Genomic DNA, 24101 nt, shown 5'->3' with positions numbered 1-24101 from the left:
TGATGTACATGTAACGATTTTGTTATCTATTAAGTATTAGACAAAAATTTATCGCAAATTACTAGCATGAGACTTGCTGCTAATCGCTCTGATTCGTTAAAATGCACAGTTGAATTCCCATGAAAAATCTCAGATGAACGTTTCTCAAGACACTATCTACGCTCAAGCGAGCGAGCATATTAGCGATTTCCAGTTTGATAACCGTGTAGCAGGCGTATTCAGTGACATGATCCGCCGCTCAGTGCCTGGATATACGCAAATTATCAATACCATAGGCGATTTTGCAGATCGTTTCGTCATGCCAAATACTCAAATTTACGATTTGGGTTGCTCACTCGGTGCCGCCACCTTAAGTATTCGCCGCCAAATCCAAGGCCGCCAATGCCGCATTATCGCTGTAGATAACAGTGAATCTATGGTCGCACGCTGCCAAGAGAACCTGAATGCCTATGTCAGCGATACGGATGTCGATCTGGTTTGCGGTGATATTCGCGATATCGATATTCAAAATGCGTCATTGGTGGTACTCAACTTTACATTGCAGTTTTTACCGCCAGAAGACAGAGAAACCCTGATAGCAAAGATTTATCAAGGTCTGAATCCCGGCGGGATGTTAGTACTATCAGAAAAAATTCGCTTCGAAGATGCTTCTATCCAAACTCTATTGGAAGAGCAACATTTGGACTTTAAACGCGCTAATGGTTACAGCGAACTTGAGATCAGCCAAAAACGCAGTGCGCTGGAAAATGTCATGAAGCCCGACACGTTAACCACGCATCAACAACGACTCACCAGCCAAGGCTTTAGTCACTTTAGTCTCTGGTTCCAATGCTTTAACTTTGCTTCTATGGTGGCCATCAAGTGATCAGCTTTAGCTCGTTTTACCAACAAATCGCCGATTCGAATCTACAACACTGGCTCGAAACCCTGCCGAGCATTTTAGGCCAATGGCAACGGGATCATAAACACGGCAACCTGCCAAAGTGGGAAAAAGTGCTCAGTAAGCTGCACTATCCAACACCCGACAAAGTGGATTTTGTTGATAGCGTGACCGTCGGTAGCGGTGAGCAACTCAGCCCTGGTGAAAAAGAGAAGCTTGAAAACCTACTACGTCTGTTTATGCCATGGCGTAAAGGCCCCTTCCACATTCATGGCATCCATATCGATACCGAATGGCGCAGTGACTGGAAATGGGACCGCGTTAAGCAACATATTTCGCCGCTTAAAAACCGCACTGTGCTCGATGTCGGTTGTGGCAGTGGTTATCACATGTGGCGCATGTTGGGCTCAGGTGCCAAACGTGTCGTCGGTATCGACCCTTCGCCATTGTTTTTATGTCAGTTTGAAGCCGTCAAATGTTTAGCGGGCACACATCACCCTGTACACCTGTTACCATTGGGTATTGAAGAGCTGCCACCGCTCGATGCATTTGACACGGTTTTCTCCATGGGCGTTTTATATCACAGACGTTCGCCTATCGATCACTTGTTACAGCTGCGTGATCAATTGCGCACCGGTGGTGAGCTCGTGCTAGAAACCTTAGTGATAGATGGTGATGAAAACGCCGTACTCGTGCCTCAAGATAGATATGGCAAAATGAATAATGTATGGTTTATTCCATCTGTTGCCGCGCTCATGCTCTGGTTAAAGAAGTGTGATTTCACTGATATCCGTTGTGTCGATACCGATGTCACAGCCCTTGCCGAGCAACGCCGTACCGACTGGATGCCCAACGAATCACTGGTTGAATACCTAGATCCTAACGACATCACCAAAACGGTTGAAGGTTATCCTGCGCCCAAACGCGCCACGATTATCGCAGTGAAAAATCAACCTAATCAGGATTTAAACTAACCTTTTCAGTCTGAAGTAAGCGGATATCAGTCATTGCGTCCTCAAGGTTTGAGTTAGTAATGGCTGAGATCAAAAGCCGAAAGATCACCATTCATCTAGTTCATCTGGAATATGTAAGTGTTCAGCAGCTCATTGTAACTCCTTCCTTGAATAGCAATACATTGGCAACTCCCACCCTTATCGTTGACATCCAGAACAGAACAGGGTTTCATGCATAACAATGACTTGAAGCTAACTCAATTGGATACTAAGTCAAAGTTAACTCATTCCATCACAGATGCAGAACACATAACCCATGTTAAAACCCACTTTACTGGTTAGCCTGTTTGGCTTGAGCCTTTATGTTACGAATGCCACCTATGCGGCGCCAAGCCCTGTTCCCCTCTTAGTTGAACAATGCCTGCGTTTGCCAAGTATTGATCTCGCGACTGTGTTCGCCAATGCGCGTTTAACTGCGTCGGAATTAACCTTGGCCCAGCGCACGCTTATTTTTGAGCAACAGATGTTAGGGCTTAATAATATCAACGACAGGCTCAACTATTACCGTGGGTTTAACTTACCGAGTGAAGAACGCGAAGGTTTACTGCAATGCCAGTTACACCTCGCCGACACATTGTCGCAACTTCTCAGCCAAACTGAATTGAGCCAACTCGCCTACGCCTTAGCCCAAGGCAATGCAGAACAAATACTGCTGAGCCAACAGCTTAAACAGTTACTACAACAGCATTGGAGCGCCGAGGAAAAAGCGAAATTACATACTGCACAAGCCAGCATAGGCCAAGGGTTAGGCAGCCAGCAATTTAGTCTTGCCTTCAATGACAGCCAATGCCAACCCGAAGCGACTCAGCAGCAACATCATCTGCATAAAAAAGGTGATAAAAGTGATGAGCCGAAGCCCGACAGTTCAAAGCAGAGCGTCTTTTCTGGCACTATCGCCAGTTACTTACTAGCGCAAGAAAACGCCGTATGTCGCCAAAATGTATGGCAGGCCTACCAAGCCAGAGCCAGTGAAACCAATCAAACGGCATTAGAGCGAATTGCTGAGCAGCGCCAACAAGCCGCCACTGCTGCAGGCTTTACCGATTACAGCGCATTAGTGCTTAGTTCGCAGCAGTTATCGTCCCCTGAATTAGTCAAAGCCTTTCTCGATAGCCAAACCCAAGATCTGCAAGTGGCTCCCTGGGATATTGGGCGAACACTGTCACAACAAGCATCAGCCAAGGGGCCGACATGGCAAACCTCTGACGTCTTGAGTCGCAGCTTTACTTATCTGCAAGTGTTTGGTTTACACTTTGAGACCATAGAAACCGCTAAGGTCGAGAAAATACCTGCCGTTCCCAATCGGCCGCATATCGTTAGGGTCTACCACCAGCAAAGATTGTTAGGTGAAATCTATGTGGCGTACAACCCAAATCCACAACAAGGTAGTCAACAGCAGACATTGCGCCAAAGTGTACTCGGCCAGCAATTTGGACAACAGGCGTTGGATCTCAAGCCACAGCTGAGTAACTACAAAGACATTGAGCAATTAACCGAGTCTATCGCAAAGGCGGTCATTTCCCTTGCTAAAGCGAGTCATTTCTACCTCAACAATGCCATGGGACAGAGTCAAGATAGCTATTTTGTGGCGAGTCTTTGGTTAGCTGAAGTGCTGCGCCATCAACTCTTTCCGCGATTTGAGCACACTTATTTACAGGAGCGTGAAACACTGGCTAAAGCTTATTCGAGGCAGCTTAAAGTCTTTCGCGCTAAAGTTGCAGTCAACTTTTACCAAAACTCAAGTGCACAAGTCTATCCGGATCTCGGTGCGGAGTTTAATGCGAGCTTTGGTCAAGACTGGCCACAAACACAGAATTATCCTTATAGCTTCAATGCTATCGCCAACGAAGGACCGCTCTACTACCAATCACTCTGGCAAGCATCGCTAGCCAGGCTGATAGCTCAATCCACATTCAACTGCCAAGACAAACTAAAATTATTCAATGTATTAGTCATCAATGAAGACGCTTTAAGCTTCAGTGACCAATTAAAAGCGGTCATTGGCGCCCCCGTTGATAGTGCTGCGCTGATCCAAAGGATCTCAAATAGCGCCGCTTCAGAACATGCTGACAGCTCCAACACCCAAGCTTTCGACGCAATAGGTTCTTGTGCGTTTTAAGTGTGAATGCTTAGGATGTGTTTGTGACTCGCTCGGGCGCAAACACTGAAAATCGTCATGATTAACCTCTCTATCCCCTCAATAACTTAGCGCGACATAACTATCTATATGTCGTGGAAATGACTGACGCTATGATATTTAATTGAAAAAGTCGTAAGAAGTGGCCACTATAAGCCTCAATCTATCGTTTTTTTGAGATTATAATGACTCGAGCTAAATCTACCTTAGAACAATGGCGTATTTTGCAAGCGGTGGTCGATTTTGGCGGCTATGCCCAAGCGGCCGAAAAACTCAACAAGAGTCAATCGTCACTTAACCATGCCGTTGCCAAATTACAGCATCAATTAGGTATCGAGCTACTCGAAGTCAAAGGCCGTAAAGCCTATCTCACCCCGCAGGGCGAAGTGCTGCTGCGCCGCTCACGGCATGTCACCCAAGCCGTCAACGAGTTAGAACAACTTGCGAGTAATCTTGAACAAGGGTGGGAGCCGACACTCACTATTGCCCGTGAAATTATCTATCCGATGGAAAGCTTAGTGTGTGCCCTCAATGCGTTTCTGCCCCACAGTCGTGGCACTCGAATCATCATGCTGGACTCAGTGATCACCGGTACTCAAGAGCTCATTCTGCAGAGTAAAGTCGATATTGCTATCTGTGCAGGGGTGCCGCCTAAAGGGTATTTATCCGAACCCTTATGTGAACAAGAACTCTACCTCGTCTGTCATCCAAATCACCCACTCGCTGACTTAGGCACAATTGAAGACGATAAACTACTGGCACAATATTTACAGTTAGTGATTAAAGATACTGGAGTGCAATCCAACATTGATATCGGCTGGCTCAAAGCTGAGCAGCGCTGGACAGTCTCTAACTTCCATGAAGCTAAAGTCATTTTAAATCAAGGTATTGGTTTCTGTTGGATCCCCTCTTTCTTAGTCCAAGAAGAATTGGCTTCGGGTAATCTAGTACGTTTACATCTTGAGGGTAGCCAAAAACGTCGCATCATGTTGAGCTTAGTTATCCCTAATAGGGATCAACAAGGGCCTGCATCAAAACTGCTTGCTTCCTTGATTTTAAAACAGCACGGAATTGAAACGACGAATAGTCATTAACAGCAAGATACCAAACGAGTTATCAATTCGAGTGAGCAAAACGATAAGTGCTAACTGCTGATTAAATGGTTAGTTCTTAGTGGTACTGAGAAGTTGTTTCGAAAAAGATGATGAACAGCGAATCATGGGAATAGTTAAAGCCTAATCTTACACACTAAAGTCGACATAGCGCGCTTGTTGATCACCCAAATATTGCGGCTGAATAAATCCCGTCTCCTGTAAAAGGTCATCCTTCACATATAACTCGCTCTGCAAAGACACATTCGTAGTCGCGCTAGCACTGATATTTGAAGACTGCTCATTTACATCGTTTGCGGACAAAACATCCGTAGATTGCAAATTGCTAGGCAGCTCATTTGAAGATGCCAGATACGAAGGGGGAATATTCGCTTGCGACGTCATATCGACACGAGCTGAAGGCCCAGCACTGGCTTGTGCAACTGCAGTATAATAACGGCTTGCAGCACTATCTGATCTTGAGATAAAACCCGTCGCTAAATCCGCTGAAGTTGAAGCATATCCAAATGCTAAAGTTGCGGTCGGTGGCTCAATCGTTTCCACTGTGGTCGATGTAGTGACTGAGTCACTGATATCAGAAGAGGTTTTCGAACCCGTATCAATGACTCTCGTATTGGTCGTTTGCGCCTCGAACGCTTGTTTTAGCTTATCAAGCGCAGTAGATGCGGGGGTGGATACCGCCTCTTGGGGCTGAACAATATTACCTGACTCATCAACGTCTCCCGTCACTAAAGGTGTATGTTTTTCTAACGGTGGCAACTCTTTGATTTGAGCATCCGCGTCTATTAATGTTTGAGCCGTTTGCAAGTCAACAATTTGTTTTTGTCGCTCCTCTGCCAGCATCACTTTAGCTTCATTCATTTTTTGCAAGGCTTCCGCGGCAACACGGATATCCGCTGATGACGGGTCGACAGGAGCCATTGCTGCGGCATAAACTTGCTTCATTTTGTTTATCGTTGCAAGCGGGTCGCCTCCCACTGGAGAGACATCAATCTGCACTTCGCCATCGGTGGCGTAACGTTGGCCATCAGCACCCTTTTCATACTTAAAACTCGGGCTCTGAGCGTATTGTCCTCCGACGGTTGCGTGGGCATGCTCATGGGCTTTAACCTCAGAATCTCTGGCCTTAAGTGAATCAACCTGTTGTTGCTGTTGCGCCTGCGCTTTCTCTTGGGCTTGTATCTCTTGTTCCTGAGCCTGCTGAACCAGTGATTGCTGCTTTGCCTCTTCCGCTGCTGCAATTTGCTGTTTCTGCGATTCTTCTTCCTGTACTTGCTTTTCAAGCTGATTATCATTTGGGGCAAAGACAGCAGCTAAGACTTGTTGACTATCATCTGGGTTAGACGCTGCCGCAGGAGCATCTACAGGACTAGCTTGAGCCTGAGCTTCACCGAAAACTTGAGTAAATTGTTCTAACACAGTCGGTCGAGCAACATCATTGCTAGCGGATTGATCTGTGGCTTGCGTAGAGTTTGACTGACCAACAGGCCCTGCACTCGTTGCTACACTCTTATTTACAGCACTCTTATTTACAGAACTGTTGATTACAGAATCAGACGTAGAGGGATCAACTAACGCAGCTCCAGTAAAGACAGTTTGTGGTCCAAACACTGCAGCTAAATCAGGCATTATTGGAGAAACATCACCCGTGCTAGATGGATTGAAAGCAGGAATATCAGTACCAGTAGTGCCAATTGATGGACTCAGAGGCGTAAAAATATCAACGGGAATATTGCTCGTTACACTGAGATTTGGACTTATTGTAGCCAAGGAATTTACCCCAAGTCCGCTATTACTCGTACCCGCGACTGGCGAAAATACCTGAGTAGAAATAGGTGCCGCAATCTGTCCCCCGCGTACACCAGAAATGGATCTTGGTCCTGTTAACAAACTAAAACTCGCATCGGCATGTAAGCTAGCTCGATCATTTAACGTATTTACCTGAGGATTGCTCCTTGGCGTTGGTACGGAAAAAGGATCGATCTTGGGTGCTTGGCTTGCACCATTCAGTACAGGAAGTACAGATGCAGCAGTTGATGAAACAGCACTAGAAGCAGCAAAAGACACATTCGGTGATGAGTGGAGAGATTGGGAAACGTTAGCAGCTAATGAAGTAATAGGCGTGGCTTGAACTGGAGCAAATGAAGTTCCAGTTACCTGTAGTTCATGGACACCACTCGCTTCAATTTTTGCGGAGCCTGCAGTGTGAGCGCTGGCTCCTTGATAAGTGCTATTAGCGTGACTCTGGCTTAGATTCGAGCTGAGCATCTTATCATGTGCCGAAAATGAAGAGGATGGCGCTCCAACCTTAGGTGATAGCGCCACAACCGACATGATATTTACACCTTAATATTAATGATCGAACCTATCGTTTCAGAATCAGTTTCAATCACTTCTGTTGACGCTTCCCCTTGTCTTAATGACTCATTAGCGGTAAGTAATGCCGAGGTTTTATCAGGCTGCGCAACATCTCTTGTAGATTCAGCCGGAGTCGCACTTTGAGTCGGTGTAGGTTTAGCCACATCTATTGTTGCTTGAGTGAGCCCAGATTGAGCACTTTGCAAGCCTTGCAGACCGGATGAATAAGCAGATTGGATTTGCATAACGGTATTCCTGCACGCTGTGATTAATGGGTCAATTATTGACCAGTCACCTGCAAAAGTACAGGTTTTATCCGCATTCTCACCATTTATTTACAGTCTTATTTATCCTGTGATCCAATTGGCTTCCCAATCCTTAAATACGGGATTAAAACCCTGCCGTTGCATCTGTTCGATGACTTGCTCGACGCTGCGATCATCGCTTATCTCAAATTGATCGAGTTGACTGTCGGGTGCTTGATAGCCGCCCGGTTGTGTCGAACTACCCGCACTGATTTGAGTAATTCCAAGTGGCAAAAGATTATCCCTCAGCTCAGGGCTTTCCCTTGTCGACATACTGATATCAAGCTGATGATTAAAAAGTCTAAATGCACAAATCATTTGTACTAAACCTAAATCCGATAGCATAACTTTTGGGGTGATCCCGCCAGTACAAGGCCTTAACCTTGGCAGCGAAATACTAAAGCGAGTGCGCCAATAGCGACGCTCTAAATAGTCAATATGATATCCCATCATTAACGCATCTAAACGCCAATCATCCAGCCCCAGTAATACCCCAAGACCAATTTTATCGCCCCCCGCCGCCGCAACTCTGTCCGGTGTTGCTAAGCGATAGGCAAAATCCATTTTTTTACCTCGGGAATGGTGACGAGCATAAGTCTCGGGCTGATAGGTCTCCTGATAAATCATCACAGCATCTAAACCTAGCGCGACTAACTGGCGATAATGGTCCTCACTCATGGGTTGGACCTCCATCGCCACATGGCTAAATTGCTGCTTTACCAATGGCAACATTTGCTTGAAATAATCGATACCGACCTTAGTTTCATGCTCACCCGACACCAGTAAAATAGAATCGAACCCCCTATCTTTGATAATGACCATCTCGGCCATCAACTCCTGCTCATTCAAGGTCTTGCGTTTGAGTTTGTTACTCATACTAAAGCCACAGTAATCACATTCATTAGCGCACAGATTAGAGACGTATAGCGGTAAATACATGCCAAGATTCGCGCCAAATCGCTGCCGCGTAAGCGCCGCTGAACGTTGTGCCATGATTTCGATATAAGGCTCTGCCGCAGGTGATAACAAAGCCAGTAAGTTGCGCAAATCCCCTGCCGGACTCACTAACGCCCGCTCGACATCTTGGACTGTGCAAGAATACAAATCGAGTAACAGTTTATCCCGTGGGATGTTGGCAAATTCCGCTACAAAACTCATTGGTTTAAAAATCCCGTCAGAGGACTGGTCTGTACCGCGCCCGTTTGTACTCGGCCAAGCCCAGCTTCAAAGGCTCGCCGACCGCATTGCACTGCCTCCTTAAAGCACTCGGCCATCACTATCGGCGACGCGCTGCTGGCGATGGCCGTGTTGACGAGCACCGCATCGGCGCCCAGCTCCATTGCCCGCGCAGCCTGCGAAGGTGCGCCAATGCCGGCATCGATCACCACTGGCACCCGCGCCTGCTCTATGATGATTTTTAAAAAGCTTTCAGTGACTAAACCTTGATTACTGCCAATCGGACTCGCCAGTGGCATAACCGCAGCGCAGCCCACCTCTTCCAAGCGGCGACAGAGCACAGGATCGGCATGCACATAGGGCATCACGATAAAGCCTTTCTCACAGAGGATTCTGGCCGCATCTAAGGTTTCAATCGCATCGGGCATTAGGTACTTAGGGTCTGGATGGATTTCGAGCTTAATCCAATGAGTTCCCAGCATTTCACGGGCAAGCTCTGCCGCAAACACCGCTTCCTTGGCGTTTCTCGCCCCCGAAGTGTTAGGCAATAGCCGGACACCCGCTTGACGTAAAGGCGTGAGTAAATCATCAAGCCCCATTTTAAAATCAATTCTTTTCATCGCGACTGTCACTAACTGCGATTTTGAAGCCGTTATCGCCTCAAGCATCACTTGGCTATTGCTGAATTTTCCCGTTCCGGTAAATAACCGTGATTCAAACTCCACATCGGCAATCGTTAACATATTAGCCTCCCGCCACTGCTGAAAAAAGTTCTAATTTATCTTCATGTTGGCAGAGAATAGATTGCCAGCGGTTGCGCGGAACCACCTCTGCATTCAACACGATAGCAACTGAGTCGAGGGCAATATCTTGCGCGAGGATCACAGCCGCGAGCGAAGTCGGTTCAGTCAACGACTGTGGGATATTATTTATGTGAATTAAAATCATATCAAACCTCAAGATTATCTTTATTTGATGATAGATAAGCCCCTTTGGGGCCACATATGTCACAATGGGGATCCCGCGTTAATATCGCCGCAGTCCATGAAAGTGATTTAGCGTCGAAGCGCCAAAAACGCCCCAACAAGGCACTTTTCGATTCATTACAACTATCCATATTCAACAAAAGTTGCATAGCCACCAAAGATTGCATTGACGCCATCACGCCCACGCTCGGACCAAGTACGCCTTGGGTACTGCAGCTCTGTGACACTCTCGTCTGTGCGGGGAAAATACAGTGATAACAACCACCAGAGGGGAACTGCACTTGATCGACTGCAAACAATTGGCCGCTAAATGCTGCGATTGACGCGCTGACTAAAGGTAAAGCAGCTTCGATACAGCAGCGATTAATGGATTGGCGAGTCGCAAAGTTATCTGTGCAGTCAAGCACGAGCACTCTTTTACCCTGTTGTTTTAATTGTAAAACCTCAGCGAAGTGATGAGCTGATGTCTCATCACTAAATGCTGTTTCATGGGCAGTAACAGTGCACTGCGGCGCTAAGCCTTTAAGCTTTTGCTTGGCAACTCGCGCCTTATTGAGTCCAATGTCGGCATCGGTGAATAGCAATTGTCTTGGTAGATTCGAAACTTCAACCTTATCCATGTCGATTAAGGTCAAGCGACTAATACCTGCACAGGCCAGATATTGCGCCACCAATTGCCCTAAACCGCCAAGCCCTACAATAACAACGCTGGCGTCGGCCAGTTGTAATTGCCCTGCCTCACCGACTTCTGGCAATAAGACTTGCCGAGAATAGCGGATGAAATCAGCATCACTGAGTGTATGAGCGCTTTGTGTTCCGTCGCTGAGAACGTCTGCGTGAGAAAGCGGTGGTTTTTTACTCATGCTTTGCAACCAACTTATGCTTTACAGCCAGTTCTTCAGACAAGCTACATTGCTCCCAAGCTTGGCTCAGCTCTGCGAACGCTGCTAACGGATCCTTAGCTTTCGTTATTGCGCGCACCACAGCAATATTGCCTACCCCAGTAGCTTTCACCTTTGCCAGATTATCTAAGTCGATGCCGCCAATGGCGACCAAGGGATAATGGTCTTGGAGTAACGCCACATAGTGCTTTAGTTTTGCGAGCCCTTGGGGCGCAGAAGGCATTTGCTTCGTCGTGGTTGGGAATATATGCCCAAGCGCTATGTAGGATGGCGAGTATTGATGCGCCAATAGCAACTCGAAATAACTGTGGCTGGATAGACCTAACGCGAGTCCCGCGGCTTGAATGGCCGCTAAGTCGGTAACGGCGAGATCTTCTTGGCCTAAATGTACCCCAAAGGCATGGTATTTTATCGCTAACTGCCAGTGATCATTGATAAAAAGCTGCGCATTAAAATGCTTGCCTAAGGCAATAGCCGTTTGAATTTTTGCCTCTAATTCAGAGCCAATTAACTCAGGTTCGCCTGACTTAGATTTGCCTGACTCACATCTACCTAGCGCAGACTTACCTGAATCAGATTCGGCTAACACTGCAGCGGTTGACTCGCTTGAATCGGTTTTTATCCGTAACTGTACGGTTTTAACGCCCGCAGCTAACAAACTCTCCAGCATGGTTAAGTCACTCACCACGGGATAAACACCAAGATCGGCATCGAGCACTTTAAAACCGTGGGATGAGATGTATTGAGCTGGCGTCGAAGTTATTCTTACCTGAGCGGTTGCCTGATCTGTTGCGGAAAAAACTGTTGCAACTAAATCATTACCAACATCAAAATGTTGGTTGAGGTGATAACTAATAAAATTGCCATCACACAGATTTATCTTGGCATAGCGGGACAAGTCATTGGGCCACCCCGTACGGGCCAACGGCCCTGGACCTTGCCCTAAACCAATCGCCGCGCTTAAGCCTTGACTCACATAGGCTTTTGCAACAACCACCGCATCTTGCAATACAAAACCCTGCGCTAACACGGCGGCAATGGCCGATGACAAAGTACAGCCGCTGCCATGGTTATGACGTGTATTAACCCGCGGGCTTGCCAACCAGAAATGCCCATTTTGATGCAGCTCAGAGCTAGCGCGTACTTGATGGCAAACCAGATAATCCTCGGCAAGCTCAAAATCCCAGCCGTTGCTATCGAGAGTGCTAACATGAACATTAGCCTGAGTTTGAGCATGAGTATCATCAAGAATATCAGTGCTGCCAAAGCTCACATCGCCCCCTTTAGCGAGCACACTGCAATCTAAACTCTGGGATAAAGCCTGTGCTGCAGCAACGAACTGCGATTTGGTCGAAACATCACTGTGAGTTAACCGCCCAAGTTCAAGCACATTGGGCGTGATAAGTTCGATTAAGCCTTTGAAAGGATTAAAATCTAAAGCTGATTTGGCAGAACTTTTTATATCCTGACAGTTATCTGCTGCTAATGCATCGCCACAACTGGCGACCATCACAGGATCGACAATCACAGGCACAGATGGATAGTGGATTTTAAAACTCGCGATCCAATCTGCCAGCAATGCCACTTGAGTTTGATCTGCCAGTAAGCCGATTTTAATTGCTTTGGGTGGCAAGTCTGAAAGCAAAGTCGTCAGCTGAGCCATTAACATCGCCGCTGATACGGGCTCGACTAAAGTGACTGCTACTGAGCTTTGCGCCGTCACAGTGGTGATCACGCAGCAACCGTGACAGCCCAAATCTTGAATTGTCGCCAAGTCCGCCTGAATACCGGCACCGCCGCCGCTGTCTGAACCGGCTATGGTCCAAACAAATGCGGGGCGAGCGGTATTCATGGGCGAATTACCCCCATGAATACCCGACATAATTAGGCTTCCTCTGCTTCGGCGACAAGCTTGTCTTTCACGTGATAGATCTCGGCGCCCAAAGCAGCAAATTGTGCCGATTTTAGCGCCATTGCCGCTTCCAACTCCTGCGGCGTCTTGACTGTGACTTGCATGGCTTGGTCAGCAGCTTCAACTTGATCCGCCTTCGCTTGTGCCGCCTCTAAGCCAGCGGCATAGGCGCGCACATCTTGGGTGATTTTCATCGAACAAAATTTAGGGCCGCACATAGAGCAAAAATGCGCGACTTTAGCGGATTCCTGCGGTAAAGATTCATCGTGGTAAGCGCGCGCGGTTTCAGGATCGAGTCCTAAGTTATATTGATCTTCCCAGCGGAATTCGAACCGCGCCTTTGCCAGCGCATTGTCACGAATTTGCGCACTCGGATGACCTTTGGCCACATCGGCGGCGTGGGCAGCAATCTTATAAGCAATCAAACCTTGCTTAACATCTTGTTTATTCGGTAATCCTAAGTGTTCTTTTGGCGTGACATAACACAACATAGCGCAGCCGTACCAAGCGATCATGGCCGCGCCTATGCCGGAGGTGAAATGATCATACCCAGGGGCGATATCGGTGATTTGCGGGCCAAGGGTGTAAAACGGCGCTTCATCGCAGTGAGCTAACTGCTTGTCCATGTTCTCTTTAATGAGCTGCATCGGGATATGTCCCGGCCCTTCGATAATGGTTTGTACGTCGTATTCCCATGCGATTTTGACTAGCTCACCTAAGGTTTCAAGCTCTGCAAACTGGGCTGCATCATTGGCGTCGGCAATTGAGCCTGGACGCATACCATCACCTAAAGACAGGGATACATCGTAGGCGACGCAAAGCTCACAGATCTCACGAAAATGGCTGTAGAGGAAGTTTTCCTTATGGTGGCTCAGGCACCATTTGGCCATGATTGAACCGCCTCGGGAAACGATCCCAGTAACACGTTTAGCCGTCATCGGCACATAACGCAGCAGTACACCAGCATGAATAGTAAAATAATCAACACCTTGCTCCGCTTGTTCAATCAAGGTATCGCGGAACACTTCCCAGGTTAAATCTTCTGCCACGCCGTTCACTTTCTCCAGCGCTTGATAAATAGGCACAGTGCCGATGGGCACTGGCGAATTACGGATGATCCACTCGCGGGTTTCGTGAATATAACGACCCGTGGATAAATCCATGACAGTATCCGCGCCCCAACGGGTAGACCAGACGAGCTTTTCTACTTCTTCCTCGATGGAAGACGTCACCGCAGAATTACCGATATTGGCGTTCACTTTCACCAGAAAATTACGCCCGATAATCATAGGTTCGGCTTCGGGATGGTTAATATTCAGCGGAATAATCGCGCGGCCACGGGCAACTTCGGCGCGGACAAATTCGGCGGTAATCGGTTCACCAACTAAGGCACCAAAGGCTTCGCCCTTGGCTTTACGATTGAGGATTTCATCCTGTACTTCGGCGAGTGCCATATTCTCGCGGATCGCCACATATTCCATTTCGGGCGTGATAATCCCTTGACGGGCATAGTGTAATTGACTAATTCGTTTACCCTGCAGCGCTCTGCGTGGGCGGACAATGGCACTCGAGCCTGCCTCAAAACGCAGATGATCTAAACCGTCGTCGGCGAGTCTTTGTTGGGTAAAGTCTGAGGTCGCGCAGGATAATTGCTCTGTGTCGTTGCGGGCTAGGATCCAGTTTTGTCTTAATTTACCAAGGCCTAGACGCACATTGATGTCGGCCTCAGGATCGGAATAAGGTCCGGCGCAATCGTACACGCGGATTGGCGGATTTTTTTCCATGATGGGCGCATCATCTGTGCCGCCGACCAGGGTGTCAGTCTGCAGAATTTGCCGCATGCCAACGCGAATATCGGCACTGGAACCCTTGAGATAAATCTTTTGTGAATTAGGATGTTGCAGTGGCGCTAACGTATCGATAAAGGCTTGGGCCTGCGCACGGGTTTCGCGGCGACTCGGCGCCTTAGGCACGATTGATTGACTAGACTCAGTCGATTTATTAGGGATTGTCGATTCTGGCGCTGTGATTTCTATAGCATTGGCAGCTACAGCTGGGTTTGGGTTTGAACTGGACATAAGCAATCTCACGTTAAAAAATGGAGTTGCTTGTCTGGAGAATTGAGTTGTTGATAGCTGGGCATGGCAATCAATTTTTGTGGCCAACACTGGCTTCAAAAATTGAGTTACCCTGCTCAATAACAATTAAATCTAAACATTAAAGCTTAAAACACTGCTGAGTTAACAGGTGTTCAAGCCGTCTATTTTGGCGATTTAATGTGTGTTATTACGCTTGTTTCCTTCGCAGGTTTTAACCTGATCAGGTTCAACGGATCCCGAATAAACGGTCTCAGCCAAGAGGCACTCCGACAAGATGAGTGCGCAGTATAGACAGAAGCGGCAGCAACAAACAAGGAAAAAAGCAATTAAAAATCTTAACCACCAATCCAAAATAAAGGTTCATAATTAATTGTTTTTAATTGATTAAATAAAGTGAAACTAAAAAATCCATAATTGGCATGAAAATAAATCATAAAAAAAAGTCACTATTTATGGGGTTTGAGCATCATTTTGTTTAATCGAGATTGAATGGCATCATCAATAGCTTGATTGATTTTTTTGCCACTGCAGTTAATGGGAAAACCTAAATTTTCGGCGTTAGGATTAACTTGAGTGCCGACTTGTACCACGCGATAACAAGTATCCCCTTTACGCACAATACGATTTGGATCTAAGGGTAAATCTAGACTCGTTGTGCCACCGAAATCATCGGCGTTAGGGACAAATAGCACCTCCATCTCTGGGCTCATTTCACTCATATTCGATTTCAGGGTGAATTTATCGGCCTGTTCAATGACGAGATCATCGAGCGCTTGCTCGCGCTGACGTTCAAAATATTGCTGCGTGAATAAACTCATGCTTGAGCTTGTCGCTATTGTGCTCTCACCTTCTGCTGCGGGTAAACTCTTAGCGCCAAGCTGCGGCTTTATTTCTGTGGTATCAAGCGTATTAGTTGGTTTTTTTGCCGTCACTTCAGCGGGCTGTACTTCACTTGGGGCACTTGATTGAGTTCTCTTTGATTGAGATTGGTTCGATTGATTGATGTCCGGTTTAACCGTATCTGGCTTCACTTTTCCCTGCTCTACTTTTTCCGCTTCCACTTTTTCAGAGACGGCCTTTTCAGGTGCTATTGTTTCAGGCATGACCTTTTCAAGTATTGGCAGAGGCTTAACTTGAGTTGGAGGTGTGGGAACTGGTATAGGCTCAACTAAACTTGTCGCTTCAGTCTTATCCTCGGCCTTTATCTCAGTTTCGGACTCCGAGGTTTCGGCTTTCTCTACCGCGGGAGCATAAATAAAGTAAGCCTTGATCGCTGCCACTTTAGGGCCACGGCTTTCTATTTCCTTCAATCCAAAGGGATTTAACTGTGGGCGCCACAAAATGCAGATAAGTAAAAATAAACACACATGCACTAAGAGCACAAAAAATAACAAACTGAATCCTTTGAAATACGGCTGACGAGCACGCAAAACTGATCCCGTACCCAATCCCTGAGCACTAGTTTGTATCGTCCCAGACAGTTCAGGTTTAGATTCAGACTTAGGAACCAATTTATCTTGATGTTCAGCATGGATTTCTTGCAGTACGACATCTTGGGCTTGCTCTTGATATATAGTTTGAGTGTCATGCTCAGTGACTAAACGGCCTACACCGCTATTGAACGCTAATGGCTCCGCATTAGTGGTAAAAACAGGTGTTTGAGCAGCATCCAGTTCACCGAGGTGATGATCAAATGCGATAAAAGTCTCACCTTCTGGCGATGTGGCCGAAATCAGCAAAGCACTATCAGCATCATCTCCAATCGCTATCGCTGTAGGAGATGCTGTAAATAAAGGCGCGGCCTTGGGTTGATGTTGAAAAGGCAAAATCCATCCTTAGGTTTTGTATAGTATCCATTGATTTCAATGATGCTTAACGTGGAACGATTGCACTCTAATTCAATATCAATCCAATATCGGGTTGGTGAATATTGAAAGCGAATTACCCAATAATTGCATTTACTTACGAGTGCTCAACGCAGATTAGAGGAGGCAAACAGAGCAAAGTTCAATGCGAATGCAACCTGCTACAAGCACAGTACTTTACGCCAGTGCTTGATAAGTCACTTGCCAGTTAAGACAAATAAGGCTGGGAATTGGGATCATAATCGCGCTAAATTGAATGTTAAATCTCACGTCTTGAAGCGAGTAGCATCATCAATGCGATGCACTGATGGGAGTGCAAGACGGCGTTAAAAATCTAAAAGATGAAAAATAGAAGCCAACCACAAATTTAAGCTTACAAGTGTACGCTTAAATATGGTGATTTATTTTTCTAACTGATAGACTCAGTCATTATCGTTTACGAGTGTGTATCTACCATGTCGAGTCAAAGTGTTACCGAACAGCCAAACACAGTTAAAAACCCGGTAAAATCTGGACCATATAGTATCAAAGAAGAGATCGCTAACAGTGTATCCCATGGCCTAGGTGTCATTGCGGGGATTGTGGCATTGGTTCTCATGCTGCTTAAAGGTCAAGATCACCTAACGCCAATTCAACTTACGGGCGTAACCATTTATGGTGCGAGCATCATAGTGCTTTTCCTATGCTCGACGTTATATCACAGTGTTAGCCATTCAGGCTGGAAACATAAACTGAAGATCGCCGATCACTGCGCTATTTACTGTTTAATTGCAGGGACTTACACACCTTTGATGCTGATAAGCTTACAAGGCACGCAGTCGGTAGTGATTTTAACGGCCATTTGGTCGCTTGCAATTGGTGGGATCCTATTTAAGACACTGTTTATTCACAAATTCAAAAAGTTAAGTTTAGTCTTGTATCTCGCTATGGGCTGGCTATGTGTCACTGTGATGGGTGATTTAACGGCGGCGATGTCAGAGGTAGGCTTTAATCTATTAATCTTAGGCGGGTTATTTTACACCTTAGGAGTTGTGTTCTACGTCGGTAAACGCATTCCATTCAACCATGCCATTTGGCATTTGTTTGTGCTCGGCGGTGCCATGAGTCACTTTCTGTGTATTTATCTGACTGTTATTTAAATGACTATGATTTAACTGATAGTGATTTAACTGGCTCTGATTTAAATGACTATGACTTAACAGATGGTGATTCAGCTGACGGTGATTTATCTGTGAGTCAAAGCTAAAAGTCGTTAATTATCTATTCATGCACTTCCTCAAACGTTCTCTCGAACATCGCAATCAAGTACGGCTATTCAATTCAGTAAACAGCGACGCTAATAGTGTCGCTTGTTCTGCTCTGCCACACTGGCGCCAAAGCGCAATAATGCATTCAGCAGTGCACAAGCCTCCTTCTTGCTGATTACGCCGCAATATAAAAGCGGATTCAGGCATAAGTGGCGGCAAACTGACTCGTGCGGCTGTTTTAAGATAGGGGCTCTGGCGTAGCATCTTACGCGCCTCCTGCCAAGTCGCATCTAAAATCACCACTTGGTTCGGCATTCGTTGTGCTGCTATGACTGTAGATTGCGCAGGCACTAACAAGGCTTGTGCGTTCGAGAGCGCTGGCTCAGCTAAAACCGTATCTAAGGCATTATGATCAATGGGCACAGCGGGCTCAGTATCACTTGCAGGAAACAACAGTTTAGCCTGCTGAGATGCCAACATAGCCACTAAATCGTTATCAGGTGCAGTTCTCGACCAGATGATGCTTTTCACCTCTTCAGGGAATGCGGCTAACGCAAGTTGGCCAGTATTCGTTTTGCGGGTTAACTCGCGTTCGTGGGTCAATAAAATAATCTGCATTGTCTTCCTTGCTGCGGCAAAAGAGTGAGAAATTGTCTTAAACATCCACTAAGTCAGGCACAGGCTCGAAGTACATCCACTTGAAAGCTCAGGTTAAAATAACGGCGTTCAATCGCCAACAAACCAAGCCAACTAAGTTTGACGTGAAATAAAATCATAGATTAAAGTTATGATTTAAAAATGATAAAACTTACAAAAATTCCAGCGCTATCTGTTTTAGCAGAAAAGTTTCACGCTCTATTGATTGGCCTTTATGGGGATGATTGCGCTGAATATCTTCATTATGGGCGATAGCTTGATGAATATTAAGCCATTCAGGCCGCATGCCATTTTTTATCTCATGGGCTTCTAATCGAGTCTCACCTAAACCACGCTCACCCAGTGTGATGTCAATACGGCACACATAACAGAATGACTCCATGTGCACTACATTCGCTCCTTCACGGTACCAAGGTCGAAACTCTTCATAGCGACCAAAGGGCGCTAACACTTGAATGTCTAAGGCACCGGTTTCTTCCTGAAGCTCGCGGATCAGTCCATCTTCGAGACTCTCGCCATCGTCAATTCCGCCTCCGGGTAAGCTGTAGTCGCGGTATTTTTGGGTATAAAGTAGCAAAATGTCTTCACCCGATAACACTATCGCGCGGGCAGCTCTGCGATAAAAAACGCGTGCTGTCTGTAGGTTAACCGCAGGATCTTGGGTGGTTCTCAATAAACGCATAGTCTTAGCCATTTGCCGAAAAGGAGTCGAAGCATAAACGAAAATGCGCCAAATGCAGATCAAAAACTGCCACAGAGGCAATAATCACACTCAGTCCAGTCCGAGTGATTAATAGATTTTAACGATTACAAGATTGATTGTTAACGGTTTATGCTACAATCGTTTTACCCATAATATTAACAACGAGATCGCGATGCATCAGCTCTTTCGCCTGATTCTCATCTTAGCTGCTCATCTTTGGTTCTCATCTTAGTTCTCAACGTAATGCCCAAGCGGAAAAATGCTCAAGCGCATTCAAACTCACTATGCTCACTCAAGAGCTGGGCCAATTGCTGCTGATAGGCGTGAATAATTTCAGGAGTTTGCTTGTGCGCCGGCATGCGTTGGTAATGGCCAATCAGCTGCGACAGGTAGTGGTGTGCTCGCGGCAGGTTTGCTTCATCTAACGTCTGCCATATTAACGACCCAGTAGCAGTGATAGGCAGACCATTTGGATCTATGATTGTGCTGACGTGGAGGATTTCGTAGAAACGTTGATTCTCTTCCAATAAGTGTTCCGACTTAAGCCCTAGCCCTAAGGCCGAAAGTGATTGCCTGACATAGTAATTATGATGCACAGGACACAAAATAAACTCGAGGTGCCGCAGTGGGTGTTGAGCTAGAATTGCCCGCACTAATTCCACCAGCAATTCACCACCCACGCCAGCGATGATAATCAACTGTTTATCTTTGTCACTGGTTTGCTCGAGCGGTAAAGTCGCGACATCAAGGCAATGCACTTGCCACTGACTATGACGACTTAAATTAGGGTCTATGTCCGGGTTTAAGTTTGGATCTAAGTGTGGATTAAGGCCTGATATGTCAGCGGGAAAGAAACGCTGTAAACGCACTTCAAGCGCCTGCATTAGCGAAGACACACAATCGACAAAATGCACTTGGCGAGCAGCATTCCTTTTTAACAACAGCATACCAAGCAAACCATGATCGCAGCAGCAATCCCAAATATGATCGTAATGACCAGTGATCATGCTGTTTATCTGTTGTAAACGTTGGCTAATTTTCACGGTTTGACCTTACTACTGCGGCTCCAAATACTGTAAATCCCACTGTAAATCCCACACTAAATTGCATTTTTAAGCAAAAAGAAAGCGCGCAGTTTACCCGAGTCAAAAGCAAACCACATCTTTTGTTCGTGCCCTCGCAGTGCTTCACGTCACGTCTGTTACGCCACGCCTTAATATGGTGAATACGTATGCAGGCCGTTGCGGTTAAAAAGCCATCGCCACTAGTATGCTGTGAGTCACATTCGTTATAAAAACAAGGATCAAGGAATGTTCATTAAGACCAACCCTATTCAGTTCACTCGCAGCGACTTAACTGCCCATCACGTAACAGACTGCCACTTAACAAACAGCCACACTCGCCAGAGCTCATCGTGCCAAAAGCTATCGCAAGCGCTATTAAGCCCTACAGCCATCGCCCTTGCAGTCACGAGTCTTTTTAGTGCCAACGTATTTGCTAAAACCGTTACCGTCAGCTCACCCAACCAACAAATTCAAATCAGCTTGAGTGATGATACTGGCCGCCCCGAATATAAAATCGATTTTCGCGGTAAAACAGTCATAGAACCGAGCCGCTTAGGCTTAGTTTTTCAATCCCTTGGCGAACTCGGTCAAGGATTACAGATAAAAAGCAGCGATAAAAAAAGTGCCGATGAAAAGTGGCAACAACCTTGGGGCGAACAGGAATGGATCCGCGATCAGCACAATCAACTGACAGCAGTATTAAGTAATGGCAAGGTGCAACTCGAAATCGAATTTAAAGCCTTTGACGATGGGATTGGCTTTCGCTATCACTTAGCCCAACAAGCAGCCCTGCCCGCCAATTCGCCGCTATTAATCACTGACGAGTTAACCGAGTTCAATGTCGGCAAAAGCGATAAAGCTACAGCATGGTGGATCCCTGCCCGCGGCTGGAATCGCTACGAATATTTATATCGCACCACAGCGCTTAAAGACGTCGATAGAGCCCATACCCCCTTCACCTTTAAACTCGCAGACGGTACGCACTTAAGTATCCACGAAGCCGCCTTGGTGGACTTTGCCGCCATGACCTTAGATCAACAGCGCGATGGCAAACTTAAGGCCGATCTCACGCCTTGGTCCGACGGTATTCGCGTCAAAACCCAAGTGGGTTTTTATACGCCGTGGCGCACTATTCAAATTGCCGACAAAGCAACTGGGCTGCTCAATTCGCACCTCATCCTAAACCTCAATGAACCCAATAAACTCGGCGATGTAACTTGGGTAAAACCAGGGAAATACGTCGGTATTTGGTGGGGAATGCACTTAAACGAAAATACCTGGGGCTCGGGCCCAACCCATGGCGCAACCACCAGTGAAACAAAGCGTTATATGGATTTCGCCGCTAAATATCAGTTTGATGGCGTACTGGTAGAAGGTTGGAATGAAGGTTGGGATGGCGACTGGTTCCACAACGGCGACCAATTTAGCTTTACCAAGGCCTATGCCGATTTCGATCTGCCCGCCATCACGTCCTACGGGGCGAAAAAAGGGGTACGTTTAATCGGCCACCATGAAACAGCAGGCTCTGTTACCCATTATCGCGATCAAATGGCAGATGCCTTCGCCCTGTATGAGCAGCACGGTGTTACTCAAGTCAAGACAGGCTATGTCGCCGATGGTGGCCAAATCAAGCGCATCGATAACAAAGGCATTACCCGTCACGAGTGGCACGACGGCCAGTTTATGGTCGGTGAGTATTTGCACAATGTCACTGAAGCAGCGAAACACCATATCAGTATCAATACCCACGAGCCGATTAAAGACACAGGCCTGCGCCGAACCTATCCGAACTGGATCTCCCGCGAAGGTGCCCGCGGCCAAGAGTACAATGCTTGGGGGAGCCCACCAAACAGCCCTGAACATACGGCCATGTTACCCTTTACCCGCATGCTCGCGGGTCCAATGGACTTTACCCCGGGGATTTTTGACTTAGCGCCCAAGGGGTTGGATGCAGAAAATCGTGTGCAAACCACATTGACCAAACAGCTCGCCTTGTACGTTGTGCTCTATAGCCCAATCCAAATGGCAGCAGATCTGCCGCGCAATTATGAAAAGCACTTAGATGCCTTCCAATTTATCCGCGATGTGCCCACAGATTGGTATCAAAGTGTCGCGCTGGCCGGTGAAGTCGGTGACTATGTGGTCTTTGCCCGCCAAGCGAAGGCTCAAGGTGATTGGTACTTAGGCGCACTCACGGATGAAACCGCACGCAAGGTCACGGTCAAACTGGATTTCCTCTCCCCGAATAAACGTTATCAAGCACAAATTTACCGCGATGGCGCAAAAGCCGATTGGAAAATCAACCCCTATGATTATGTGATAGAAACAAAAGAGGTGAGTGCTAAAGATAGCCTAAACCTCGCACTCGCCAGCAGTGGCGGCACAGCAATCAGATTCAAAGTGCTTTAGGTTTAGTTTTTTAAAGTCAGTGCGTTAACAACGTGTTTAAGCGAGTGTGAAAATACAGAGTAAAAAACAGAAAGTCACCAAGGATATACCTTGTCTTTGGTGACTTTTTATCGCCAACTAACACCAGTTGATCCCAGTACAAACGTAAAAGTTGATCATGGTCGAGGCGTCTATTCAGCTAGTGCCAATTAGCTGTCAAATCGGTATAAACCGAATAAACAGGTTGTAAATGCTTCTGGCTAACCAGCAACAGCATAGACAGACCATGCCAGTCCAAGGCAAATGCGTACAACCAACACAGGTGCAAAAATGCCTCAGTTAGATTAATCTGACCTTCCTTTCTTCCTTATGGTGCTCAGCTTGCGATATCGGGCAAATTTATTAGAAATGCGCAGCTTTAAACGTTTCGAAACTGAACTCGCGCACTTAGGCTTTAGCCATTTTAAACCCTTAGCGCCACTTCGCCCTTGGGTGCAGCGCTACTTTCATTTGCGCGTTGCGACTAATTTACCGCAGAGCATTGAACAGACATTTTATCCAGACGGCGGCACTAGCCTGCATTTCTATTTCCCAACGCCAACGCTTACTCAAACGCTAAGAGGCGAAGAACCTCAAGTGTTATTTCACTGTGGTCAGAGCCGACATTCCCACGCCTTTTTACCAGGAATCGAGCTGATAACAGTTCGGTTTCACCCCGGCGGCGCGTTTCATTTACTCGGCATTGAACTGCAAGATATTCTGTCTGCCGCATCAGTGACGACTATTGATGCGACGCAATTGCAGCTAACAGGATTGGATCAACTGCTATCGCAACTGGCGGAAACCAATCTGCCAGCCCAACGCGTCGCTCTACTTGAGCACTGGTTATTGCAGCTCAACCAGCGGCAATGTGATGTGGCCTTATCTCGACATAAAAGCGCTATGATTAGCTTAGTGCAGGCGAGTTTACCAAAGCTTACTCAAACCCAAGCCAGTTTAGAGGATTTCTATAGGCAACTGCCCCTAAGTCGCCGCCAGTTTGAACGAAGATTTAAACAAGAAACCGGATTGTCACCCGCGCAGTTACTGCAATTAAACAGAGTCAAAATCGCCCGAAACTTACTCAGCCAATCACCTAACCTCAGCCTAGTGCAGGTCGCATTCGATTGCGGATTTTACGATCAAGCCCATCTACATCAACACTTTGTACGGGTGACACAGCAAACTCCAGGACAATACAAAAAGCGTAAAATGTCGCAAATCTCCAATCCTACATAGCGCTAACAGCTTAGATTGA

Annotated in this window: 19 protein-coding genes and 1 riboswitch; of the genes, 7 read left to right on the top strand and 12 right to left on the bottom strand. The window is 46.7% G+C overall.

Annotation, left to right across the window (positions count from 1 at the left end; genetic code table 11):
• The first annotated feature begins 133 nt into the window (after positions 1-133).
• From cmoA to L5L98_RS04365, 4 genes are all read left to right on the top strand, one after another.
• On the top strand, positions 134-865 hold the full coding sequence (gene cmoA / locus L5L98_RS04380) for a carboxy-S-adenosyl-L-methionine synthase CmoA (RefSeq protein WP_263138821.1): 732 nt from the start codon (positions 134-136) through the stop codon (positions 863-865).
• A complete protein-coding gene (gene cmoB / locus L5L98_RS04375; RefSeq protein ID WP_263138820.1) occupies positions 862-1854 on the top strand; it encodes a tRNA 5-methoxyuridine(34)/uridine 5-oxyacetic acid(34) synthase CmoB in 993 nt (330 codons plus the stop codon). Before cmoA ends, cmoB begins: the two co-directional genes overlap by 4 nt.
• Before the next feature lie 295 nt (positions 1855-2149).
• Positions 2150-4012: a M3 family metallopeptidase gene (locus L5L98_RS04370; RefSeq protein ID WP_263138819.1), complete on the top strand. Its 1863-nt coding sequence runs from the start codon at positions 2150-2152 to the stop codon at positions 4010-4012.
• 203 nt (positions 4013-4215) lie between these two features.
• A complete protein-coding gene (locus L5L98_RS04365; protein ID WP_113940376.1) occupies positions 4216-5124 on the top strand; it encodes a LysR family transcriptional regulator in 909 nt (302 codons plus the stop codon).
• A 147-nt stretch (positions 5125-5271) separates the two neighbouring features.
• Here L5L98_RS04365 and L5L98_RS04360 read toward each other — a convergent pair whose 3' ends face one another.
• The 9 genes from L5L98_RS04360 to L5L98_RS04320 form a co-directional block, all read right to left on the bottom strand.
• The gene (locus L5L98_RS04360) at positions 5272-7476 is read right to left on the bottom strand and encodes a putative metalloprotease CJM1_0395 family protein (RefSeq protein WP_263138815.1); all 2205 of its coding nucleotides are present in this window, start codon (positions 7474-7476) and stop codon (positions 5272-5274) included.
• A gap of 5 nt (positions 7477-7481) precedes the next feature.
• Entirely contained in the window at positions 7482-7745 is a 264-nt protein-coding gene (locus tag L5L98_RS04355; protein WP_173244710.1) for a chemotaxis protein, read from the bottom strand.
• A gap of 102 nt (positions 7746-7847) precedes the next feature.
• A complete protein-coding gene (thiH, locus tag L5L98_RS04350) occupies positions 7848-8963 on the bottom strand; it encodes a 2-iminoacetate synthase ThiH (protein WP_263138811.1) in 1116 nt (371 codons plus the stop codon).
• The gene (locus L5L98_RS04345) at positions 8960-9724 is read right to left on the bottom strand and encodes a thiazole synthase (RefSeq protein ID WP_263138809.1); all 765 of its coding nucleotides are present in this window, start codon (positions 9722-9724) and stop codon (positions 8960-8962) included. The genes thiH and L5L98_RS04345 overlap by 4 nt, the downstream gene beginning before the upstream one ends.
• Before the next feature lies 1 nt (position 9725).
• Entirely contained in the window at positions 9726-9929 is a 204-nt protein-coding gene (gene thiS / locus L5L98_RS04340; protein WP_263138807.1) for a sulfur carrier protein ThiS, read from the bottom strand.
• A 1-nt stretch (position 9930) separates the two neighbouring features.
• On the bottom strand, positions 9931-10830 hold the full coding sequence (locus L5L98_RS04335) for a HesA/MoeB/ThiF family protein (RefSeq protein WP_263138804.1): 900 nt from the start codon (positions 10828-10830) through the stop codon (positions 9931-9933).
• Positions 10823-12751, bottom strand: a complete 1929-nt coding sequence (thiE, locus tag L5L98_RS04330; RefSeq protein WP_263138803.1) for a thiamine phosphate synthase — start codon at positions 12749-12751, stop codon at positions 10823-10825. Before thiE ends, L5L98_RS04335 begins: the two co-directional genes overlap by 8 nt.
• 2 nt (positions 12752-12753) lie before the next feature.
• Positions 12754-14859, bottom strand: coding sequence for a phosphomethylpyrimidine synthase ThiC (thiC, locus tag L5L98_RS04325; protein ID WP_263138802.1), 2106 nt, complete (start codon positions 14857-14859; stop codon positions 12754-12756).
• A gap of 201 nt (positions 14860-15060) precedes the next feature.
• A riboswitch (TPP riboswitch) is annotated at positions 15061-15159 on the bottom strand.
• A gap of 167 nt (positions 15160-15326) precedes the next feature.
• On the bottom strand, positions 15327-16706 hold the full coding sequence (locus L5L98_RS04320) for a hypothetical protein (protein WP_263138800.1): 1380 nt from the start codon (positions 16704-16706) through the stop codon (positions 15327-15329).
• Between the two features lie 494 nt (positions 16707-17200).
• Here L5L98_RS04320 and trhA point away from each other — a divergent pair, with 494 nt between their 5' ends.
• Positions 17201-17884 (top strand): PAQR family membrane homeostasis protein TrhA, encoded by a 684-nt coding sequence (gene trhA / locus L5L98_RS04315; protein ID WP_263138799.1) that lies wholly within the window; start codon positions 17201-17203, stop codon positions 17882-17884.
• A gap of 162 nt (positions 17885-18046) precedes the next feature.
• Here the strand turns inward: trhA and L5L98_RS04310 are convergent, their stop codons facing one another.
• The 3 genes from L5L98_RS04310 to L5L98_RS04300 all read right to left on the bottom strand — a co-directional run bounded on the left by L5L98_RS04310 (position 18047) and on the right by L5L98_RS04300 (position 20395).
• Entirely contained in the window at positions 18047-18610 is a 564-nt protein-coding gene (locus tag L5L98_RS04310) for a tRNA-uridine aminocarboxypropyltransferase (RefSeq protein ID WP_411569202.1), read from the bottom strand.
• A 190-nt stretch (positions 18611-18800) separates the two neighbouring features.
• The gene (locus L5L98_RS04305) at positions 18801-19331 is read right to left on the bottom strand and encodes an NUDIX hydrolase (RefSeq protein ID WP_263138794.1); all 531 of its coding nucleotides are present in this window, start codon (positions 19329-19331) and stop codon (positions 18801-18803) included.
• A 284-nt stretch (positions 19332-19615) separates the two neighbouring features.
• Positions 19616-20395 carry a tRNA (adenine(22)-N(1))-methyltransferase gene (locus tag L5L98_RS04300; RefSeq protein ID WP_263138792.1) on the bottom strand — a complete coding sequence of 260 codons (780 nt, stop codon included), beginning with the start codon at positions 20393-20395 and terminating at the stop codon, positions 19616-19618.
• A 267-nt stretch (positions 20396-20662) separates the two neighbouring features.
• Between L5L98_RS04300 and L5L98_RS04295 the strand changes: the two genes are divergently transcribed.
• Together L5L98_RS04295 and L5L98_RS04290 are read left to right on the top strand one after the other, a co-directional pair.
• Positions 20663-22825 carry a glycoside hydrolase family 97 protein gene (locus L5L98_RS04295; protein ID WP_263138791.1) on the top strand — a complete coding sequence of 721 codons (2163 nt, stop codon included), beginning with the start codon at positions 20663-20665 and terminating at the stop codon, positions 22823-22825.
• Between the two features lie 348 nt (positions 22826-23173).
• Complete coding sequence (locus L5L98_RS04290; RefSeq protein ID WP_263138789.1) at positions 23174-24082, top strand: helix-turn-helix domain-containing protein; 909 nt, start codon at positions 23174-23176, stop codon at positions 24080-24082.
• The last annotated feature ends 19 nt before the right edge of the window (positions 24083-24101 follow it).

It is taken from the genome of Shewanella sp. SM23, assembly GCF_025654295.1.
Taxonomy (GTDB): domain Bacteria; phylum Pseudomonadota; class Gammaproteobacteria; order Enterobacterales; family Shewanellaceae; genus Shewanella; species Shewanella oncorhynchi.
This window is presented reverse-complemented; position numbering and strand designations above follow the sequence as displayed.